At 70.7% G+C, this 15,165-nt stretch carries 17 protein-coding genes; 9 read left to right on the top strand and 8 right to left on the bottom strand.

From position 1 onward, the window contains the following. Nucleotides 1-113 precede the first annotated feature (113 nt). Nucleotides 114-779: an O-methyltransferase gene (locus ABZS61_RS13490; RefSeq protein ID WP_356418964.1), complete on the top strand. Its 666-nt coding sequence runs from the start codon at nucleotides 114-116 to the stop codon at nucleotides 777-779. 84 nt (nucleotides 780-863) lie between these two features. Here ABZS61_RS13490 and ABZS61_RS13485 read toward each other — a convergent pair whose 3' ends face one another. Continuing rightward, nucleotides 864-1,031 carry a DUF3117 domain-containing protein gene (locus tag ABZS61_RS13485; protein WP_003966491.1) on the bottom strand — a complete coding sequence of 56 codons (168 nt, stop codon included), beginning with the start codon at nucleotides 1,029-1,031 and terminating at the stop codon, nucleotides 864-866. Nucleotides 1,032-1,345: 314 nt separating this feature from the next. Here ABZS61_RS13485 and ABZS61_RS13480 point away from each other — a divergent pair, with 314 nt between their 5' ends. Next, nucleotides 1,346-2,158, top strand: a complete 813-nt coding sequence (locus ABZS61_RS13480) for an enoyl-CoA hydratase-related protein (RefSeq protein WP_356418961.1) — start codon at nucleotides 1,346-1,348, stop codon at nucleotides 2,156-2,158. A 74-nt stretch (nucleotides 2,159-2,232) separates the two neighbouring features. Here ABZS61_RS13480 and ABZS61_RS13475 read toward each other — a convergent pair whose 3' ends face one another. Both ABZS61_RS13475 and ABZS61_RS13470 read right to left on the bottom strand, forming a co-directional pair. Continuing rightward, nucleotides 2,233-2,835, bottom strand: a complete 603-nt coding sequence (locus ABZS61_RS13475) for a DNA-3-methyladenine glycosylase I (RefSeq protein ID WP_356418958.1) — start codon at nucleotides 2,833-2,835, stop codon at nucleotides 2,233-2,235. After that, entirely contained in the window at nucleotides 2,832-3,263 is a 432-nt protein-coding gene (locus tag ABZS61_RS13470; RefSeq protein ID WP_356418955.1) for a DivIVA domain-containing protein, read from the bottom strand. Before ABZS61_RS13470 ends, ABZS61_RS13475 begins: the two co-directional genes overlap by 4 nt. A 453-nt stretch (nucleotides 3,264-3,716) precedes the next feature. Between ABZS61_RS13470 and folP the strand changes: the two genes are divergently transcribed. Further along, on the top strand, nucleotides 3,717-4,589 hold the full coding sequence (gene folP / locus ABZS61_RS13465; protein ID WP_356418952.1) for a dihydropteroate synthase: 873 nt from the start codon (nucleotides 3,717-3,719) through the stop codon (nucleotides 4,587-4,589). Nucleotides 4,590-4,624: 35 nt separating this feature from the next. Here folP and ABZS61_RS13460 read toward each other — a convergent pair whose 3' ends face one another. Both ABZS61_RS13460 and dapE read right to left on the bottom strand, forming a co-directional pair. Further along, nucleotides 4,625-5,410 carry a TIGR00730 family Rossman fold protein gene (locus ABZS61_RS13460; RefSeq protein WP_356418949.1) on the bottom strand — a complete coding sequence of 262 codons (786 nt, stop codon included), beginning with the start codon at nucleotides 5,408-5,410 and terminating at the stop codon, nucleotides 4,625-4,627. A gap of 83 nt (nucleotides 5,411-5,493) precedes the next feature. Beyond that, nucleotides 5,494-6,573 carry a succinyl-diaminopimelate desuccinylase gene (gene dapE / locus ABZS61_RS13455; protein ID WP_356418946.1) on the bottom strand — a complete coding sequence of 360 codons (1,080 nt, stop codon included), beginning with the start codon at nucleotides 6,571-6,573 and terminating at the stop codon, nucleotides 5,494-5,496. Nucleotides 6,574-6,635: 62 nt separating this feature from the next. Here dapE and ABZS61_RS13450 point away from each other — a divergent pair, with 62 nt between their 5' ends. Beyond that, nucleotides 6,636-7,544, top strand: a complete 909-nt coding sequence (locus ABZS61_RS13450; protein ID WP_356418943.1) for a hypothetical protein — start codon at nucleotides 6,636-6,638, stop codon at nucleotides 7,542-7,544. Nucleotides 7,545-7,852: 308 nt separating this feature from the next. Next, entirely contained in the window at nucleotides 7,853-8,200 is a 348-nt protein-coding gene (locus ABZS61_RS13445) for an ATP-binding protein (RefSeq protein WP_329207709.1), read from the top strand. 78 nt (nucleotides 8,201-8,278) lie between these two features. Here the strand turns inward: ABZS61_RS13445 and dapC are convergent, their stop codons facing one another. Beyond that, nucleotides 8,279-9,382 (bottom strand): succinyldiaminopimelate transaminase, encoded by a 1,104-nt coding sequence (gene dapC / locus ABZS61_RS13440; protein WP_356418939.1) that lies wholly within the window; start codon nucleotides 9,380-9,382, stop codon nucleotides 8,279-8,281. Nucleotides 9,383-9,483: 101 nt separating this feature from the next. After that, nucleotides 9,484-9,804 carry a ferredoxin gene (gene fdxA / locus ABZS61_RS13435; RefSeq protein ID WP_014154250.1) on the bottom strand — a complete coding sequence of 107 codons (321 nt, stop codon included), beginning with the start codon at nucleotides 9,802-9,804 and terminating at the stop codon, nucleotides 9,484-9,486. Between the two features lie 117 nt (nucleotides 9,805-9,921). Between fdxA and ABZS61_RS13430 the strand changes: the two genes are divergently transcribed. The 4 genes from ABZS61_RS13430 (at nucleotide 9,922) to ABZS61_RS13415 (ending at nucleotide 14,537) form a co-directional block, all read left to right on the top strand. Continuing rightward, nucleotides 9,922-10,935 (top strand): GNAT family N-acetyltransferase, encoded by a 1,014-nt coding sequence (locus ABZS61_RS13430; RefSeq protein ID WP_356418937.1) that lies wholly within the window; start codon nucleotides 9,922-9,924, stop codon nucleotides 10,933-10,935. Between the two features lie 26 nt (nucleotides 10,936-10,961). Next, a complete protein-coding gene (locus tag ABZS61_RS13425; protein ID WP_356418934.1) occupies nucleotides 10,962-11,825 on the top strand; it encodes a transglutaminase-like domain-containing protein in 864 nt (287 codons plus the stop codon). 71 nt (nucleotides 11,826-11,896) lie between these two features. Then, nucleotides 11,897-12,457 carry a sugar O-acetyltransferase gene (locus tag ABZS61_RS13420; protein ID WP_356419406.1) on the top strand — a complete coding sequence of 187 codons (561 nt, stop codon included), beginning with the start codon at nucleotides 11,897-11,899 and terminating at the stop codon, nucleotides 12,455-12,457. 286 nt (nucleotides 12,458-12,743) lie between these two features. After that, entirely contained in the window at nucleotides 12,744-14,537 is a 1,794-nt protein-coding gene (locus tag ABZS61_RS13415) for a coagulation factor 5/8 type domain-containing protein (protein WP_356418931.1), read from the top strand. 162 nt (nucleotides 14,538-14,699) lie between these two features. Here the strand turns inward: ABZS61_RS13415 and ABZS61_RS13410 are convergent, their stop codons facing one another. Then, complete coding sequence (locus tag ABZS61_RS13410) at nucleotides 14,700-15,137, bottom strand: VOC family protein (RefSeq protein ID WP_356418928.1); 438 nt, start codon at nucleotides 15,135-15,137, stop codon at nucleotides 14,700-14,702. Nucleotides 15,138-15,165 lie beyond the last annotated feature (28 nt).

Here is a 15,165-nt window from a genome sequence, read left to right as displayed (position 1 = left end):
CAAGGGCCATATTCCGGGCCCGGTGAGCGGGTCCGGTCCACGTGTTTTCCCCTGCCCCTACCTAACGCCCGGTCCCATCTGCGGGTTCCCGGGTCCAGCGGATACAGTCACCGTTGCGCCAACTACGGGGACAGGAGAGGGTCATTACCGCCAACCGGCAGACAAGCTGGGCGTTCGCCGACGCCTTTGTCGCCGAGGACGCAGCTCTGCGCTGGGCCCGTGACCGGGCCCGCGAGTCAGGGCTCCGCTCGGTGTCCCCAGGCACCGGAGCTGCGCTGCGCCTGCTCGCTGCCGCCGCGGACGCCAAGGCGGTGGCCGAAATCGGCACCGGTACGGGCGTGTCCGGCATCTATCTGCTGCACGGGATGCGCCCCGACGGCGTACTGACCACCGTCGATCCGGAACCGGAGCGCCAGCAGTTCGCGCGCGAGGCGTTCCGGGCGGCGGGTTTCGCCACGAACCGGGCGCGGTTCATCCCCGGGCGCGCCCTCGACGTACTGCCGCGACTCGCCGACGGCGGCTACGACCTTGTTTTCTGCGACGGTGACCGGCTGGAGAGCCTGGACTGCCTCGCTGAATCGTTGCGCCTGCTGCGGCCCGGCGGTCTCGTCTGCTTCGAAGGCGTGTTCGCGGACGGCCGCACCATCGATTCCGCCGCCCAGCCGGCCGAGGTGCTGCGCCTGCGCGAGCTGTTGCGGGCGGTGCGGGAGAGCCAGGAGCTGATGGCGACACTGCTGCCGGTGGGCGACGGGCTGCTGTGCGCGGTACGGCGCGGCTGAGGCCGCACCACCTGATCCATGACGCACCACTGCCCCGGCACCGAATCGGTGCCGGGGCAGTGGCGAAGTGTGGGCGCGTCTACGTCAGCCGACGACCTTCTTCAGGGCATCGCCGAGTGCATCGGCCTCGTCCGGAGTCAGCTCGACGACAAGCCGACCGCCGCCTTCGAGCGGAACGCGCATGACAATGCCCCGCCCCTCCTTTGTCACCTCGAGCGGGCCGTCGCCCGTCCGCGGCTTCATGGCCGCCATGCTCGTTCCCCTTCCTGAAACCAGCTCATCCCAACCGGCGGCCCCATGACAGGCGCTGCCTCACCGGCGTCGAACACATTGCTTCCTTCGCATTATCCCGCATCGGAGACCCCGATGACCAACATCGGTCTGCATCGCTTGCGCAACGCACTCTCTCAAAACCACCCATTTCGGCGATCCGGCTGCGATACTGCGCCGCCACCGGCCCTCAGCCGAGAGCCAATTGTTAGACGCAGGTCACATCTCCGGCCCGCGCGAAGTCGGCCATGCTTGCCTGGACAGGCACAATGCCGGAGCCGTAAGGGGACCCAGGAATGGCCGACACCATGGCTGACGCCGTGCTCACGGACGTCAGCGACGGGCTCGCGACGATCACGATCAACCGACCCGACGCGATGAACGCCATGAACACCGCGGCCAAGGTCGCGCTCCGCGACGCCCTTCGAGCCGTCGCCGAGGACACCGCCGTACGAGCAGTTCTGCTCACCGCCACCGGGCGCGCCTTCTGCGTGGGCCAGGACCTCAAGGAGCACGTCTCCAAGCTCGCCGAGGCCCGCGAGTCGGGCGGCGGCAACGCGCTGAGCACCGTGAAGGAGCACTACAACCCGATCGTGCGGGCCATCACCGAGATGGAGAAGCCCGTCGTGGCCGGGGTCAACGGGGTCGCCGCGGGCGCGGGTTTCGGATTCGCACTGGCGGCCGACTACCGCGTCGTCGCCGACACGGCCGCCTTCAACACGTCCTTCGCGGGCGTTGCCCTGACGGCGGACTCGGGCGTCTCCTGGACGCTGCCCCGGCTGATCGGCGCGAGCCGCGCCGCCGACCTGCTGTTCTTCCCGCGTTCGATCTCCGCGCAGGAGGCGTACGAGCTGGGCATCGCCAACAAGGTGGTGCCGGCCGCCGACCTGGCCGAGGAGGCCCTCGCGGTGGCGCGTGCCCTGGCAGAAGGGCCGACGGTGTCGTACGCGGCGCTGAAGGCGTCGATGGCGTACGGCGCGGGCCACACGCTCGCCGAGTCGCTGGAGAAGGAGGACGAGCTCCAGACCCGGGCGGGCGCGTCGCAGGACCACTCCATCGCCGTCGAGGCGTTCCTCGCCAAGCAGCGGCCGAAGTATCTCGGCAGGTAGCCGCCGGGCCCGTCGGCCTCGGCAGGAAGCGCCGGGGCCGTTCGGCGGCTCGGGACCGGACGTCGTGGAGCCGGTCAGGATGCGCTGGACGGGCCCTGGAGCGCCTCCCGGGCCACGCAGTCGGCCAGGTGGTCGTTGACGAGGCCGCAGGCCTGCATGAGGGCATAGGCCGTCGTGGGGCCGACGAAGCGGATGGACCGCTTCTTGAGGTCCTTGGCCAGCGCCGTGGATTCCGGGGTGACGGCCGGGACGTCACCGAGGGCCCGCGGGGCGGGGCGGCCGGCCGGGTCGGGGGCGTACGACCAGATGAGTGCGTCCAGCTCGCCCTCGCCCCAGCCGGCCAGCACCTTGGCGTTGGCCATCGTCGCGTCGATCTTCGCGCGGTTGCGGATGATGCCGGCGTCGGCGAGGAGCCGTTCCCTGTCGGCGTCGGTGAACTCCGCCACGGCGGAGATCTTGAACCCGGCGAAGGCGCTGCGGAACCCTTCGCGGCGGCGCAGGATCGTCAGCCAGGAGAGCCCGGACTGGAAGGCCTCCAGGCAGAGCCGCTCGAACAGGGCGTCATCGCCGTGGACCGGGCGGCCCCACTCCGTGTCGTGATAGGCGAGGTAGTCCTCCGTGGACAGGCCCCACGGGCAGCGCAGACCGCCGTCGGCGGCCGGCCGGGCGTCGCTCATCGCGGGCCTTCCTCGCCCGGCGGCCTGCCGTTGTCACGGCCGGTGTCGCGGCCGGTGTCCCTGGCGCTCTCCCCACCGAGCGGCTCGCCCGGCCGCTTGAACAGGTCGGGGCCGGTCACCGCGGTCGCCTGCGCGCCGGCGAGCGCAGACTCCAGTTCGGCGATGCGGGCGTCCCGCTCGGCGAGCTCGGCACCGAGCCTGCCCAGCGCCTCGTCCACCTCCGCCATGCGATAGCCGCGCACCGCCAACGGCAGCCGCAGGACCTCGATATCGGCGCGGCCGACCGGGCGGTCGGCCGGCAGCGGGTCGGTGAGCCGCTCGGGCTCCACGTCCTGCAGCACCGCACTTCCGCCTCCGCCGACCACCGCGAGCGTGACCGCGGCCACCACCACGGCCATCGTGAGCAGCAAGAACCAGAACACGTGCATCTCCCCGGGAGCGGAAACCTGTCCGGGTGAGATCGTGCCATGCGGCACCGACAGTTAGGGTCTTTCGTTCGGGCCGGGCCGCATCAGGGAGCGGGGTCCGGTGCGTGCAGCCGCAAGGCGGAGGATCCCGGCAACGCGAGGGGGCCTCCCCTGCTCGGGCGAAGACGAGAGCCCGGGGAAGTCGGTGATCGACGGCAACGCCGCAGATGTGCGTGCCGGACCCCGCGAGCCCGGCATGATCCGGACGAGAGGCCCAAGGGTCTTTCGTCCGGATCAGGCTGGACCAGGCAGCGGGGTCCGGTGCCGTACATCGCAAGGCGGAGGCAGGAGGCGACGCGGAGCGTCGCCGACCGACGACAACGCCGCGAGGTGCGGTGCCAGGGCACGCGAGCCGAGCAAGATCCGAACGAGAGGCCTTAGGGTCGCAGGCGACCTATCGAGGAGGAACCAGGGATGCGAAGCGGTGCGCTCAGGCTTGGGCGGCGGGAATTCGGGCCGCACGAGCCGGTGATCATGGCGATCGTGAACCGGACCCCCGACTCCTTCTACGACCAGGGTGCGACGTTCCGCGACGAACCCGCGCTCTCCCGGGTCGAACAGGCCGTGTCGGAGGGCGCCGCGATCATCGACATCGGCGGGGTGAAGGCCGGCCCCGGCGAGGAGGTGACGGCCGAGGAGGAGGCCCGCCGCACGGTCGGCTTCGTCGCCGAGGTGCGCCGCCGCCACCCGGACGTGGTGATCAGCGTGGACACCTGGCGCCACGACGTGGGCGAGGCCGTCTGCGAGGCCGGGGCGGACCTCCTGAACGACGCGTGGGGCGGCGTCGACCCGAGACTCGCCGAGGTCGCGGCACGGTACGGGGCCGGGCTCGTGTGCACGCACGCGGGCGGCGCCGAACCGCGGACCCGGCCTCACCGGGTCACGTACGACGATGTGATGGCGGACATCCTGCGGGTGACGGTCGGCCTCGCCGAGCGGGCCGTCGGGCTCGGGGTCAGGCCGGACGGGATCATGATCGACCCCGGCCACGACTTCGGGAAGAACACCCGGCACTCGCTGGAGGCGACGCGCAGGCTGGGCGAGATGACGGCCACGGGCTGGCCGGTGCTGGTCTCGCTGTCCAACAAGGACTTCGTCGGGGAGACCCTCGACAAGCCGGTCAAGGAACGTGTGATCGGCACGCTCGCGACGACTGCCGTGTCGGCGTGGCTGGGGGCGCAGGTGTACCGGGTGCACGAGGTGGCGGAGACGCGGCAGGTCCTGGACATGGTGGCCTCCATCGCGGGCCACCGCGCACCTGCGGTGGCCCGCCGGGGACTGGCGTAGCCGGGGGGACGGGACGGGGGCGCCGTGACGGGCCCCTACCGACCGACCTCCTTGGTCACCAGCGAGACCGCCTCGTCGACGTCGTCCGTGACGTGGAACAGCAGCAGATCCGTCTCGGACGCCTTGCCCTGGGCCACCACCGTGTCCCGCAGCCAGTCCACCAGCCCGCGCCAGTAGGCCGATCCGAACAGCACGATCGGGAAGCGTGTCACCTTGCCCGTCTGCACGAGGGTGAGCGCCTCGAACAGCTCGTCCAGCGTGCCGAGGCCTCCGGGCAGGACGACAAAGCCTTGCGCGTACTTGACGAACATCGTCTTGCGGACGAAGAAGTACCGGAAGTTGACGCCGATGTCGACATGTGGATTCAGCCCGGACTCGAACGGCAGCTCGATACCGAGACCGACGGAGACGCCCTTCGCCTCCCGGGCCCCCTTGTTCGCCGCCTCCATCGCCCCGGGGCCACCGCCCGTGATGACCGCGAATCCCGCTTCGACGAGCGCCCTGCCGATCTGGACACCCGCCTCGTAGTCCGGCCCGCCGGCCGGTGTGCGGGCGGATCCGAAGACGCTGATCGCGCTCGGCAGTTCGGCGAGGGCCCCGAAGCCCTCCACGAACTCCGACTGGATGCGCATCACGCGCCAGGGATCCGTGTGCACCCATTCGGAATCGCCTTCGGAATCCAGCAGCCGCTGATCCGTCGTGCCCGGCTGTACCTGGTCCCTGCGGCGCAGTACCGGGCCCAGCCGCTGTTCCTCGGGCTTCACCGCGCCCTCAGGAACCTGCGCGCCCTCGGGGATCCGTGCGTCCTCCGGGTTGCCCATGACCTGCTCCCTCCGCCGACCTGCGATGTGCGTGTCGCTTCAGCGTAGATCGGCCGAGGTTACGAGCAGGGGAATGCGGTGAGTCAGCTGGTGAGCCAGGAGCGGAGGCGCTCCTCGCAGTGCGTGATCCGTTCGACCGCCACCTGCTCGTCCCGCTTGTGCGCGAACAGCGCGTCCCCGGGTCCGTAGTTCACCGCGGGAATGCCGAGGGAGCCGAACCGGGACACGTCCGTCCAGCCGAACTTGGGCTGCGCCGTACCGCCGACCGCCGCCATGAACGCCTTGGCCGCCGGGTGCGAGAGGCCGGGCATCGCGGCTCCGGAGTGGTCGTCGACCGTGAATCCGGCGACGCCGCAGTCCTCGAAGACCTCACGGACGTGCGCCTCGGCCTCCTCGGCGGTGCGGTCGGGGGCGTACCGGTAGTTGACCACCACCGTGCAGGCGTCCGGGATGACATTGGTGGCGACGCCACCCTCGACGCGTACGGCATTGAGCCCCTCGCGGTACTCGAGCCCGTCGATGACCGGCCGGCGCGGCTCGTACGCGGCGAGCTTCGCCAGCACCGGAGCGGCGGCGTGGATCGCGTTGGACCCCATCCAGCTGCGCGCGGAGTGGGCCCGCTCCCCCTCCAGCTGCAGGTGGACCCGGAGCGTGCCCTGGCAGCCGCCCTCGACCTGGGCGTCGGACGGCTCCAGGAGGACGGCGAAGTCGGCGTCGAGCCAGTCGGGGTGCGCGTCGGCCACGTGTCCGAGGCCGTTGAGGTGGGCGGCGACCTCTTCGTTGTCGTAGAAGATGAACGTGAGGTCGCGGTTGGGCTCCGGTACCGTCGCCGCGATCCGCAGCTGGACGGCGACGCCCGACTTCATGTCGGAGGTTCCGCACCCCCACAGCACACCGTTCTCGTCGAGCCGGGACGGGACGTTGTCCGCGATCGGCACGGTGTCGATGTGGCCGGCCAGCACGATGCGCTCGGCACGGCCCAGCTGCGTCCTGGCCACGACGTTGTTGCCGTGCCGCTCGACGGTCAGGTGCGGCAGCGGGCGCAGGGCCGCCTCGATCGCGTCAGCCAGGTCCTTCTCCTGCCCGCTGACCGACGGGAAGTCGACGAGCCGGGCCGTGAGCTCGGGTCCGTCGAGCGCGAGGTCAAGCGTGTGTCGGTCCATGGTCACGACCCTAAGGGACTTGGGTCTCGGCCCCGCCCGTACCCTCCAGTACGGTGGGCTCCGTGCCCCGGACCGCCACTTCCACCCGCCGCAGCCGCTTCTTCCGCATCGCGGCCGCCTTCGCCGTGCTCGTGGCCCTGGCCGGCTATCTGGCCGTGCAGTACGTCTCCGGCCACAAGGGCGCTCCCCGCTGCACCGTGCGCTCCGCGGACGGGGACGGCACCGAGGGGCGGACGTACGAGATGAGCCCTGACCAGGCCGCCAACGCCGCGACGATCTCGGCGGTGGGCACCACCCGCGGTCTGCCGGAGCGCGCGGTGACCATCGCACTCGCGACCGCGCTGCAGGAGTCCGCGCTGCGCACCATCGACCACGGTGACCGGGACTCGCTGGGGCTCTTCCAGCAGCGTCCCTCACAGGGCTGGGGAACGCCGGCGCAGATCATGGATCCGGTCTATTCGTCCGGGGAGTTCTACAAGCACCTCGCCGAGGTTCCGGGCTATTCGCGGCTGCCGCTGACCGTCGCCGCGCAGCGGGTGCAGAAGAGCGGGTTCCCGCAGGCGTACGCCAAGCACGAGCCGGACGCCGCACTGCTGGCCGCCGCACTGACCGGACGCGCGCCCGCCTCGCTGAGCTGCACGCTGTCGACGGCGGCCACCCCCGGGGACGCGGCCGAGGTGCGGTCCGAGCTGGTACGCGCCTTCGGCGAGGACGTCCTCCCGGCCGCGGGGGCGGCCGGAGCCTCGGCCGCGGGCACGGTCTCGGTGCCCGTGCGGTCCGCCGTGAGGACCGCTGCGGACACGGCGCCCCGGCGTGGCTGGGAGCTGGCGCACTGGGCGGTCGCCCGGGCCGACGCGCTGCGGATCGACGAGGTCTCGTATGCCGGCCACGTGTGGAACGCCGATGTGGGCTGGCGGACGGAACGTAAGGAATCGGGCACCACGGCCGTCCGAATGCGGCTCGCACAGTAGTACGGAGGGTCGCCCGTACGGGCCGTCCAGCCCTTCCTGCAACCCCCCTCGCGTCACCCTTCCCACGAGCCCGTCCCACCCCCGGAATTCCGTGCGAACACAGGGAAGTGACGGTTCGTCCGACGCCGACGGATTGCATTGTTTGCCCGGGTTCCTCCGTTGCGGATTATCTGACGCATTACTCAGTCTTTACCTTCGCGAACCGCAACCTTCCCTGCCCTTCGACCGGTTGTCAGTGCGTCCGGATCACCGGACAGGCAGATTCCACATCTGTCGCGAACCCGTTGTAGTCCCGTCGAAGGAGCATCATGTCCCTCCCCCTGACCCGTCGGATCGCCCGTGCCGCGCTGCTGATCGCCGCAGGCGCGGCACCCGTGGTCGGTGCGGCCGGTGCCGCAGGTGCCGCGGGGCTCCCGCAGACCCCTGCCCTGGGCGGCCTGACCACGCTCGACGGTGCCGGCGTGAGCAGCACGCTCGACTCCGCCTCGAAGCAGGGCACCGGAGTGGCGAACGAGACCGGCGGCAAGGTCGTCGGCACGACCCTCCCGGTCGCCGGCCAGACCCTCGAGAAGGCCGGCACCGTGGCGGGCGGCGAACTGGCGAACGACACCCTGGCGACCGATGGCCTCCCCACCGGCGGCCTGCCGATCGGCTGATCCACCCGCACGTACACGGCACTGATGCGCCGATGGGCCTCGGGAGTGCGCACTCCCGAGGCCCATCGGCGCATCGCGTCAGGACAGCCGCTTGGCCGCCGCGGCCACCCGTTCGTCCGTGGCCGTCAGCGCCACCCGTACGAAGCGGTCCCCGGCCGGCCCGTAGAAGTCGCCCGGCGCCACCAGGATGCCGAGCCCGGCCAGGTACGCCACGGTCTCCCAGCACGGCTCGTCGCGCGTGGCCCACAGGTAGAGGCTCGCCTCGCTGTGCTCGATCCGGAAGCCGTGGGCCTCCAGTGCCTCCCGCAGGACCGTGCGCCGCTGCGCGTACCGGGCCCGCTGCTCGGCCACGTGCGTGTCGTCGGCCAACGCCGCGACCGTCGCCGCCTGGACCGGTGCGGGGGTCATCATGCCGCCGTGCTTGCGGATCAGGAGCAGCTCGCCGAGGACGGCCGCGTCACCCGCGACGAAGGCCGCCCGGTAGCCGGCGAGGTTGGATCGCTTGGAGAGCGAGTGGACGGCGACGATGCCCTCGTACGAGCCGCCGCAGACGTCCGGGTGGAGCACGGAGACGGGCTCGGCCTCCCAGCCGAGCTCCAGGTAGCACTCGTCGCTGAAGACCAGCACGCCGTGCTCACGGGCCCAGGCGACGATCCGGGCCAGCTCTTCCTTGGGCAGGACGCGGCCGGTCGGGTTGGACGGCGAGTTGAGCCAGAGCAGCCTGAGTCCGGCCGGGTCCAGATCGGTGGGGTCGTCGTAGACGACGGGCTCGGCGCCGCAGAGCCGCGCGCCGACCTCGTACGTCGGGTAGGCGAGCCTCGGGTAGGCCACCTTGTCACCCGCGCCGAGGCCGAGCTGGGTCGGCAGCCAGGCCACCAGCTCCTTGGAGCCGACGACCGGCAGGACGTTCTCGTGCTCCACACCGACGGCGCCGAGCCGGCGTTCCACCCAGCCGGTCAGGGCGTCACGCAGGGCTCCGGTCCCCCATACCGTCGGGTAGCCGGGGCTGTCGGCGGCGTTGATCAGCGCCTGCTGGATCAGCTCGGGCACCGGGTCGACGGGCGTGCCGACGGACAGGTCGACGATGCCGTCCGGGTGGGCAGCAGCCGTCGACTTGTAGGGCGTGAGCTTGTCCCAGGGGAAGACCGGGAGCCGGGAGGAGACGGGACCTGCTGCAGACACGGATCTCTGCTTTCTCGTACGTGGACGTGCGTGCCGGGAAACACCTCGGTCCCGCACGGTGACGAGCCGTACGGGACCGGGCGGCGCTCGTGCGGCCGCTGCTACTGGTTCTGCGGCGGCAGCGCGGCGATGAAGGCGTGGTCGCGCTCGATGAGACCCAGCTTGGAGGCGCCACCGGGCGAACCGAGGTCGTCGAAGAACTCGACGTTCGCCTTGTAGTAGTCCTTCCACTCCTCCGGGGTGTCGTCCTCGTAGAAGATGGCCTCCACCGGGCAGACCGGCTCACAGGCTCCGCAGTCGACGCATTCGTCCGGGTGGATGTACAAGGACCGTGAGCCCTCGTAGATGCAGTCGACGGGGCACTCTTCGATGCAGGCCTTGTCCTTTACGTCGACACAAGGCTGCGCGATGACGTAGGTCACGCTGTCGTTCCTCCTCGGTAGGGCGTTGGCTCTCGCGCGGGAGCGCGGCGTCGTCGATGCCCGCACCTAGTATCTCCGTTCCGGGGCACGATCCGAACAGGAGGGGCGTACTGACCTATGGAATTCACCATCAGCGGACGGCTTGAGGTTCGCATGACAGCTGCTGACGTGGGCAAACGCGTGTCCGTCCGCCAACTGATCAGTGCCCCCGGTGAGGCCCCGAAGTTCACGGACACGGTCGGGGTTCTCACATCGTGGGACAACGAAGTGCTCTCCATCACGCCCCGGAGCGGCGAGAGTGTCCACATAGCGGAATCGTCGCTGGTGGCGGGCAAGGTGGTGCCCTCCGCGCCGGCCCGCCGTCGGGGCCCCGCCGCCTCGTTCGACGAACTCGCGCGCGTCGCCGCGCGCGCCTGGCAGCCCGTGGAGAGCGAGCCGCTGGGCGACTGGCAGCTGCGCGCCGCCGCCGGATTCACCCGCCGCGCCAACTCCGTGCTCCCGCTCGGCGATCCCGGCCTCCCGCTCGACTCGGCGCTGGAGCACATCCTGGGGTGGTACCGGGAGCGCGGCCTGCCCGCGTACATCCAGACCGCCACAGGTGCGCAGGGCACGCAGGAGCAGCTCTGCGCGGCGCTGGAGGAGCACGGATGGCGGCGCGAGGTGTCGGCCGAGATGCGGATCGGGGCGCTCGCGCCGGTCGGCGACCTCGATGCGGACGTCTCGGCGGTGCGGCTCGCCCGTGGGACGGACGACGCGTGGCTCTCCCGGTACCAGCGCTTCGGCACCCCCGGACACGCCCCGGGCAGCGACGTGCTGAAGGTGCTCGGCAGCGGCCCCTCGGTGTGGTTCGCCACCGTGCCGGGCGAGAGTGCCGACGAAGTGCCCGCCGCGATCGGACGCTGCGTCGTGGACGGCCGCTGGGCAGGGTTCATGGCTGTGGAGGTGGGCCCTGAGTACCGGCGCCGGGGCCTGGCCACGGCCGTGATGACCGCGCTGGCCCGCAAGGCGCTGGACGAGGGCGCTTCGGCCTCCTGGCTCCAGGTCGAGGCGGACAACGACGGTGCACGTGCGCTGTACGACGGCATGGGCTTCGCCACCCACCATCAGTACCACCACTTCCGGTCCGCCTAGCGGGAACAGCAGGGGATGAGTCGCATATGAGCGCTCAGGATTCCGGTGCGGCCGAACGGCGGCGTCAGTTCGCCGACGAGGCCCGCGCGGAGCGGCCGGACCTCGCGCTGCTCTGCCTGCTGGTGGGTGCTGAGGCGGGAGCCCCGACGGCGGCCGACTCCCGGCCGTCCGCAGATCCGTACGGCATCGACGCCGCGCAGATCGAGCTGGACCGGCTGGCGGGGCTCCTGCCGTACGGTGCGCGCGGCGCGGCCGCGTGGGCGTCCGCGCTCGGAGACTTGCTCGGCGAGCAGTGCGGTTTCGCCGGGTCGTCCGCCGACTACCAGCGGCTCGAGTCCTCACTGCTCCAGCAGGTGCTGCTGCGCCGCCGGGGCCTGCCGATCCTGCTCTCCATGGTCTGGACCGAGGTGGCGCGGAGGGCGGGCGCACCCGTGTACGGGGTGGCGCTGCCGGGGCACTTCGTGGTCGGGTTCGGCGATCCGGCGGAACGGGTACTGGCCGATCCGTTCGCCGGCGGTGCGCCGTTGAGCGGCGAGGACGCCGCTCTGATGGTGGCGGGGGCGACCGGTGCACCGCTCGAGGCCTCGATGCTGGCGCCCGCGGGGCCACTGGAGACCGTGCTGCGAATCCTGAACAACATCAGGGCCTGGGCGGCGGCCCGCCCCGAGCGCACGGACGTGGCGCTGTGGGCGCTCGAACTCTCCCTGCTGCTGCCCTCGCACCCGGCCAGGCTCCGTTACGAGCGGGCCCAGCTCCTCGTACAGCGCGGGGAGTTCCTGCGCGGGGCGGCGGAGATGGAGGAGTACGCCCAGGTCGTCGATGCGATCGAACCCACTGCGGCGCAGGCGATCCGCGAACGCGCCCGGGCCGCCCGGGCGCTGCTGAACTAGCGTCTTTCGTCCGGAAGGGGCGAACGCGGGACAACTGAAGGGCCTATGACGTGACCAGCCAGAAGGAAGCCATGCTCGCCGGCGAGCCGTACATCGCCGACGACCCCGAGCTCGCCGCCGATGCGCTGCGCGCGGCCCTGCTGAGCGAGCGGTTCAACTCCGCTTCGGCCGCCGACCCCGTGGCCCGGCGAGCGGCCCTCACCGAACTGCTGGGCGAGCTGGGCGAGGGCGTGGAGGTCCGGGCCCCGCTCCGGGTGGACTACGGCTACGGAATCTCGATCGGCGCCCGCACGTTCGTCAACTTCGGTGCCGTGTTCCTCGACGTCGCCCGCATCACCATCGGCGCCGACGTCCAGATCGGCCCGAACGTCCAGCTCCTCACTCCCACCCACCCGGTGGAGCCGGAGGCCCGCCGGGCCAAGTGGGAGGCGGCGCAGCCCATTACGATCGGTGACAACGTCTGGCTGGGCGGCGGGGTGATCGTCTGCCCCGGGGTGACGATCGGCGAGAACACGGTGGTCGGCGCGGGAGCGGTGGTCACCAGGGACCTGCCCGCCGATGTCGTCGCGGTGGGCAATCCGGCCCGCGTGATCCGCGGGACCGGGACCGTCCAGGACACGGACGCCGGGTGACGGTGTGCCGGTCGTAGCGTGACGACACAACGATCACCGCGGACGGGATCCGGGCGGCGTCGTCATCCTGTGAAGTCACGGTCACCGCGAACTGACCCCATAGGGGGTCAATTGCCGTTCCGCAGCAGTTAATTGTGGCGTCATCGGTAAACGGCTGGGGCTTCTGATGCACACCTCTTGACGCGTCCCGACCAATGACGGTTACATCGCCGACACGAGAGAGCGCTCTCTCGCTTCTCTCGGACGTTCGTCGTGCACCCGTACCACGACTCAGGAGATGTACTTCATGCAAGTTCCCCCCACGAGCCCCAGCGGCCGGACCGCCCCCCACAGGCGCCGCCGCTTCCGGGCCCTCGGCTTCGCGGCGCTCGCCGTGTCGCTCCTCATGGCGGTCCCCGCCACTCAGACTGCCTTCGGCGAGGGCATCCAGGAGGTCCCCGGCGGCGGTGACCTCGGACCCAACGTCCTGGTCTTCGACCCCTCGACCCCGAACATCCAGGGCAAGGTCGACGAGATCTTCAAGAAGCAGGAGTCGGCCCAGTTCGGCACCGACCGCTACGCGCTGATGTTCAAGCCGGGCACGTACGACAACATCAACGCCCAGATCGGCTTCTACACCTCCATCGCCGGCCTCGGCCTCAACCCCGACGACACCACCTTCAACGGTGATGTGACCGTCGACGCCGGCTGGTTCAACGGCAACGCCACCCAGAACTTCTGGCGTTCGGCCGAGAACCTCGCCCTGAACCCGGTCAGCGGCACCAACCGCTGGGCCGTCTCCCAGGCCGCTCCCTTCCGCCGCATGCACGTCAAGGGCGGGCTCAACCTCGCGCCCGACGGATACGGCTGGGCCAGCGGCGGCTACATCGCCGACAGCAAGATCGACGGCCAGGTCGGCCCCTACTCCCAGCAGCAGTGGTACACCCGCGACAGCTCCGTCGGCAGCTGGGGCAACGGCGTCTGGAACATGACGTTCTCCGGAGTCGAGGGCGCACCCGCCCAGAGCTTCCCCGAACCCCCGTACACCACGCTCGAGACCACTCCGGTCTCCCGCGAGAAGCCCTTCCTCTACCTGGACGGCGCCGACTACAAGGTCTTCGTCCCCGCCAAGCGCACCAACGCGCGCGGCACCACCTGGGGGAACGGCGCCCCGCAGGGCGAGTCCATCCCGCTGAGCCAGTTCTACGTGGTCAAGCCCGGCGCGACCGCAGAGACCATCAACGCGGCCGTGGAACAGGGGCTGCACCTGCTGTTCACTCCGGGTGTCTACCACGTCGACCGGACGATCAACATCAACCGGGCGGACACCGTGGCCCTCGGCCTGGGGCTCGCCACGATCATCCCCGACAACGGGGTGACCGCGATCAAGGTCGGCGACGTCGACGGTGTGAAGCTGGCCGGTCTTCTGATCGACGCGGGACCGGTCAACTCCGAGACGCTCGTCGAGGTCGGCCCCGACGGCGCCTCCGCCGACCACTCGGCCGATCCGACGTCGCTCCAGGACGTGTTCGTGCGCATCGGTGGCGCCGGCCCCGGCAAGGCGACCACCAGCATCGTCGTCAACAGCGACGACACGATCATCGACCACACCTGGGTGTGGCGCGCCGACCACGGCGAGGGCGTCGGCTGGGAGACGAACCGGGCGGACTACGGCGTCCACGTGAAGGGCGACGACGTGCTGGCCACCGGCCTGTTCGTCGAGCACTTCAACAAGTACGACGTGCAGTGGTCCGGCGAGAACGGCAAGACGATCTTCTACCAGAACGAGAAGGCGTACGACGCCCCCAACCAGGCCGCCATCCAGAACGGCGACACCAAGGGGTACGCCGCCTACAAGGTCGACGACTCGGTCACCAGCCATGAGGGCTGGGGCATGGGCAGTTACTGCTACTACAACGTCGACCCGACCATTCAGCAGCACCACGGGTTCCAGGCACCGGTGAAGCCGGGTGTGAAGTTCCACGACCTGCTCGTGGTGTCCCTGGGCGGCAAGGGACAGTACGAACACGTCATCAACGACACCGGATCCCCCACCTCCGGTGACACCACCGTCCCGTCACAGGTGGTCTCCTTCCCGTAGCCGCGAACGGAAGGAACGGGGCCCGACCGCTGCTGCGGTCGGGCCCCGTTCCTTCCGCCCGGTACCGGGCAGACGTGCAGGGTCGGCGCGCACTTCGCCGGCAGGGTCTGCGGCGATGCCCTGTCGGCGGGACGGAACCGGACCGGAGCGCGAGTCCAGGAGTCAGACCAGGCAGAACTCGTTGCCCTCCGGGTCCGCCAACATCAGATGGTCGGGCTTGCCCTGCATGTCGTACTCCGCGACCACCGTCGCGCCGGCGGCCGTCAGCCGCTCCCGGGCCTCGACGACCCGAGGCCACCGCACCTCCCAGGGTGTCTCGCGGCCGCCACCGACCTGCACGTCCATATGCACCCGGTTCTTCTCCGCCTTGGCCTCCGGGACCTTCTGGAACGACAGGGCCGGGCCCACACCGTCCGGGTCGGACAGGTAGGCACCGTCATCCCATTCGTCCTCCGGGATGTCGTGATGGGCGAACCATGCCTCCCAGCTCGCGAACCCGGCGGGCGGGGGCTTCTCCACGTAACCGAGCGCCAGCGCCCAGAACCGCGCCAGTTCCGCGGGACGCGCACAGTCGATCGTCAGACTCCACCTGGTGGACATGGTCCCCTTCCTCACGGGTCGGCCCGGG

The sequence above is a fragment of the Streptomyces sp. NPDC005566 genome (genome assembly GCF_040605575.1).
GTDB lineage: Bacteria > Actinomycetota > Actinomycetes > Streptomycetales > Streptomycetaceae > Streptomyces.
The sequence above is the reverse complement of the archived record's forward strand: the minus strand, read 5'-3'. Positions and strand labels throughout refer to the sequence as shown.

Excerpts from the sequence above, each read along its gene's own strand:
- ABZS61_RS13485 (WP_003966491.1), bottom strand. The coding sequence starts at position 1,031 with ATGGCGGCCATGAAGCCGCGGACGGGCGACGGCCCGCTCGAGGTGACA.
- ABZS61_RS13480 (WP_356418961.1), top strand. The coding sequence starts at position 1,346 with ATGGCCGACACCATGGCTGACGCCGTGCTCACGGACGTCAGCGACGGG.
- ABZS61_RS13475 (WP_356418958.1), bottom strand. The coding sequence starts at position 2,835 with ATGAGCGACGCCCGGCCGGCCGCCGACGGCGGTCTGCGCTGCCCGTGG.
- ABZS61_RS13470 (WP_356418955.1), bottom strand. The coding sequence starts at position 3,263 with ATGCACGTGTTCTGGTTCTTGCTGCTCACGATGGCCGTGGTGGTGGCC.
- folP (WP_356418952.1), top strand. The coding sequence starts at position 3,717 with ATGCGAAGCGGTGCGCTCAGGCTTGGGCGGCGGGAATTCGGGCCGCAC.
- ABZS61_RS13460 (WP_356418949.1), bottom strand. The coding sequence starts at position 5,410 with ATGGGCAACCCGGAGGACGCACGGATCCCCGAGGGCGCGCAGGTTCCT.
- dapE (WP_356418946.1), bottom strand. The coding sequence starts at position 6,573 with ATGGACCGACACACGCTTGACCTCGCGCTCGACGGACCCGAGCTCACG.
- ABZS61_RS13445 (WP_329207709.1), top strand. The coding sequence starts at position 7,853 with ATGTCCCTCCCCCTGACCCGTCGGATCGCCCGTGCCGCGCTGCTGATC.
- ABZS61_RS13430 (WP_356418937.1), top strand. The coding sequence starts at position 9,922 with ATGGAATTCACCATCAGCGGACGGCTTGAGGTTCGCATGACAGCTGCT.
- ABZS61_RS13425 (WP_356418934.1), top strand. The coding sequence starts at position 10,962 with ATGAGCGCTCAGGATTCCGGTGCGGCCGAACGGCGGCGTCAGTTCGCC.
- ABZS61_RS13420 (WP_356419406.1), top strand. The coding sequence starts at position 11,897 with ATGCTCGCCGGCGAGCCGTACATCGCCGACGACCCCGAGCTCGCCGCC.
- ABZS61_RS13415 (WP_356418931.1), top strand. The coding sequence starts at position 12,744 with ATGCAAGTTCCCCCCACGAGCCCCAGCGGCCGGACCGCCCCCCACAGG.
- ABZS61_RS13410 (WP_356418928.1), bottom strand. The coding sequence starts at position 15,137 with ATGTCCACCAGGTGGAGTCTGACGATCGACTGTGCGCGTCCCGCGGAA.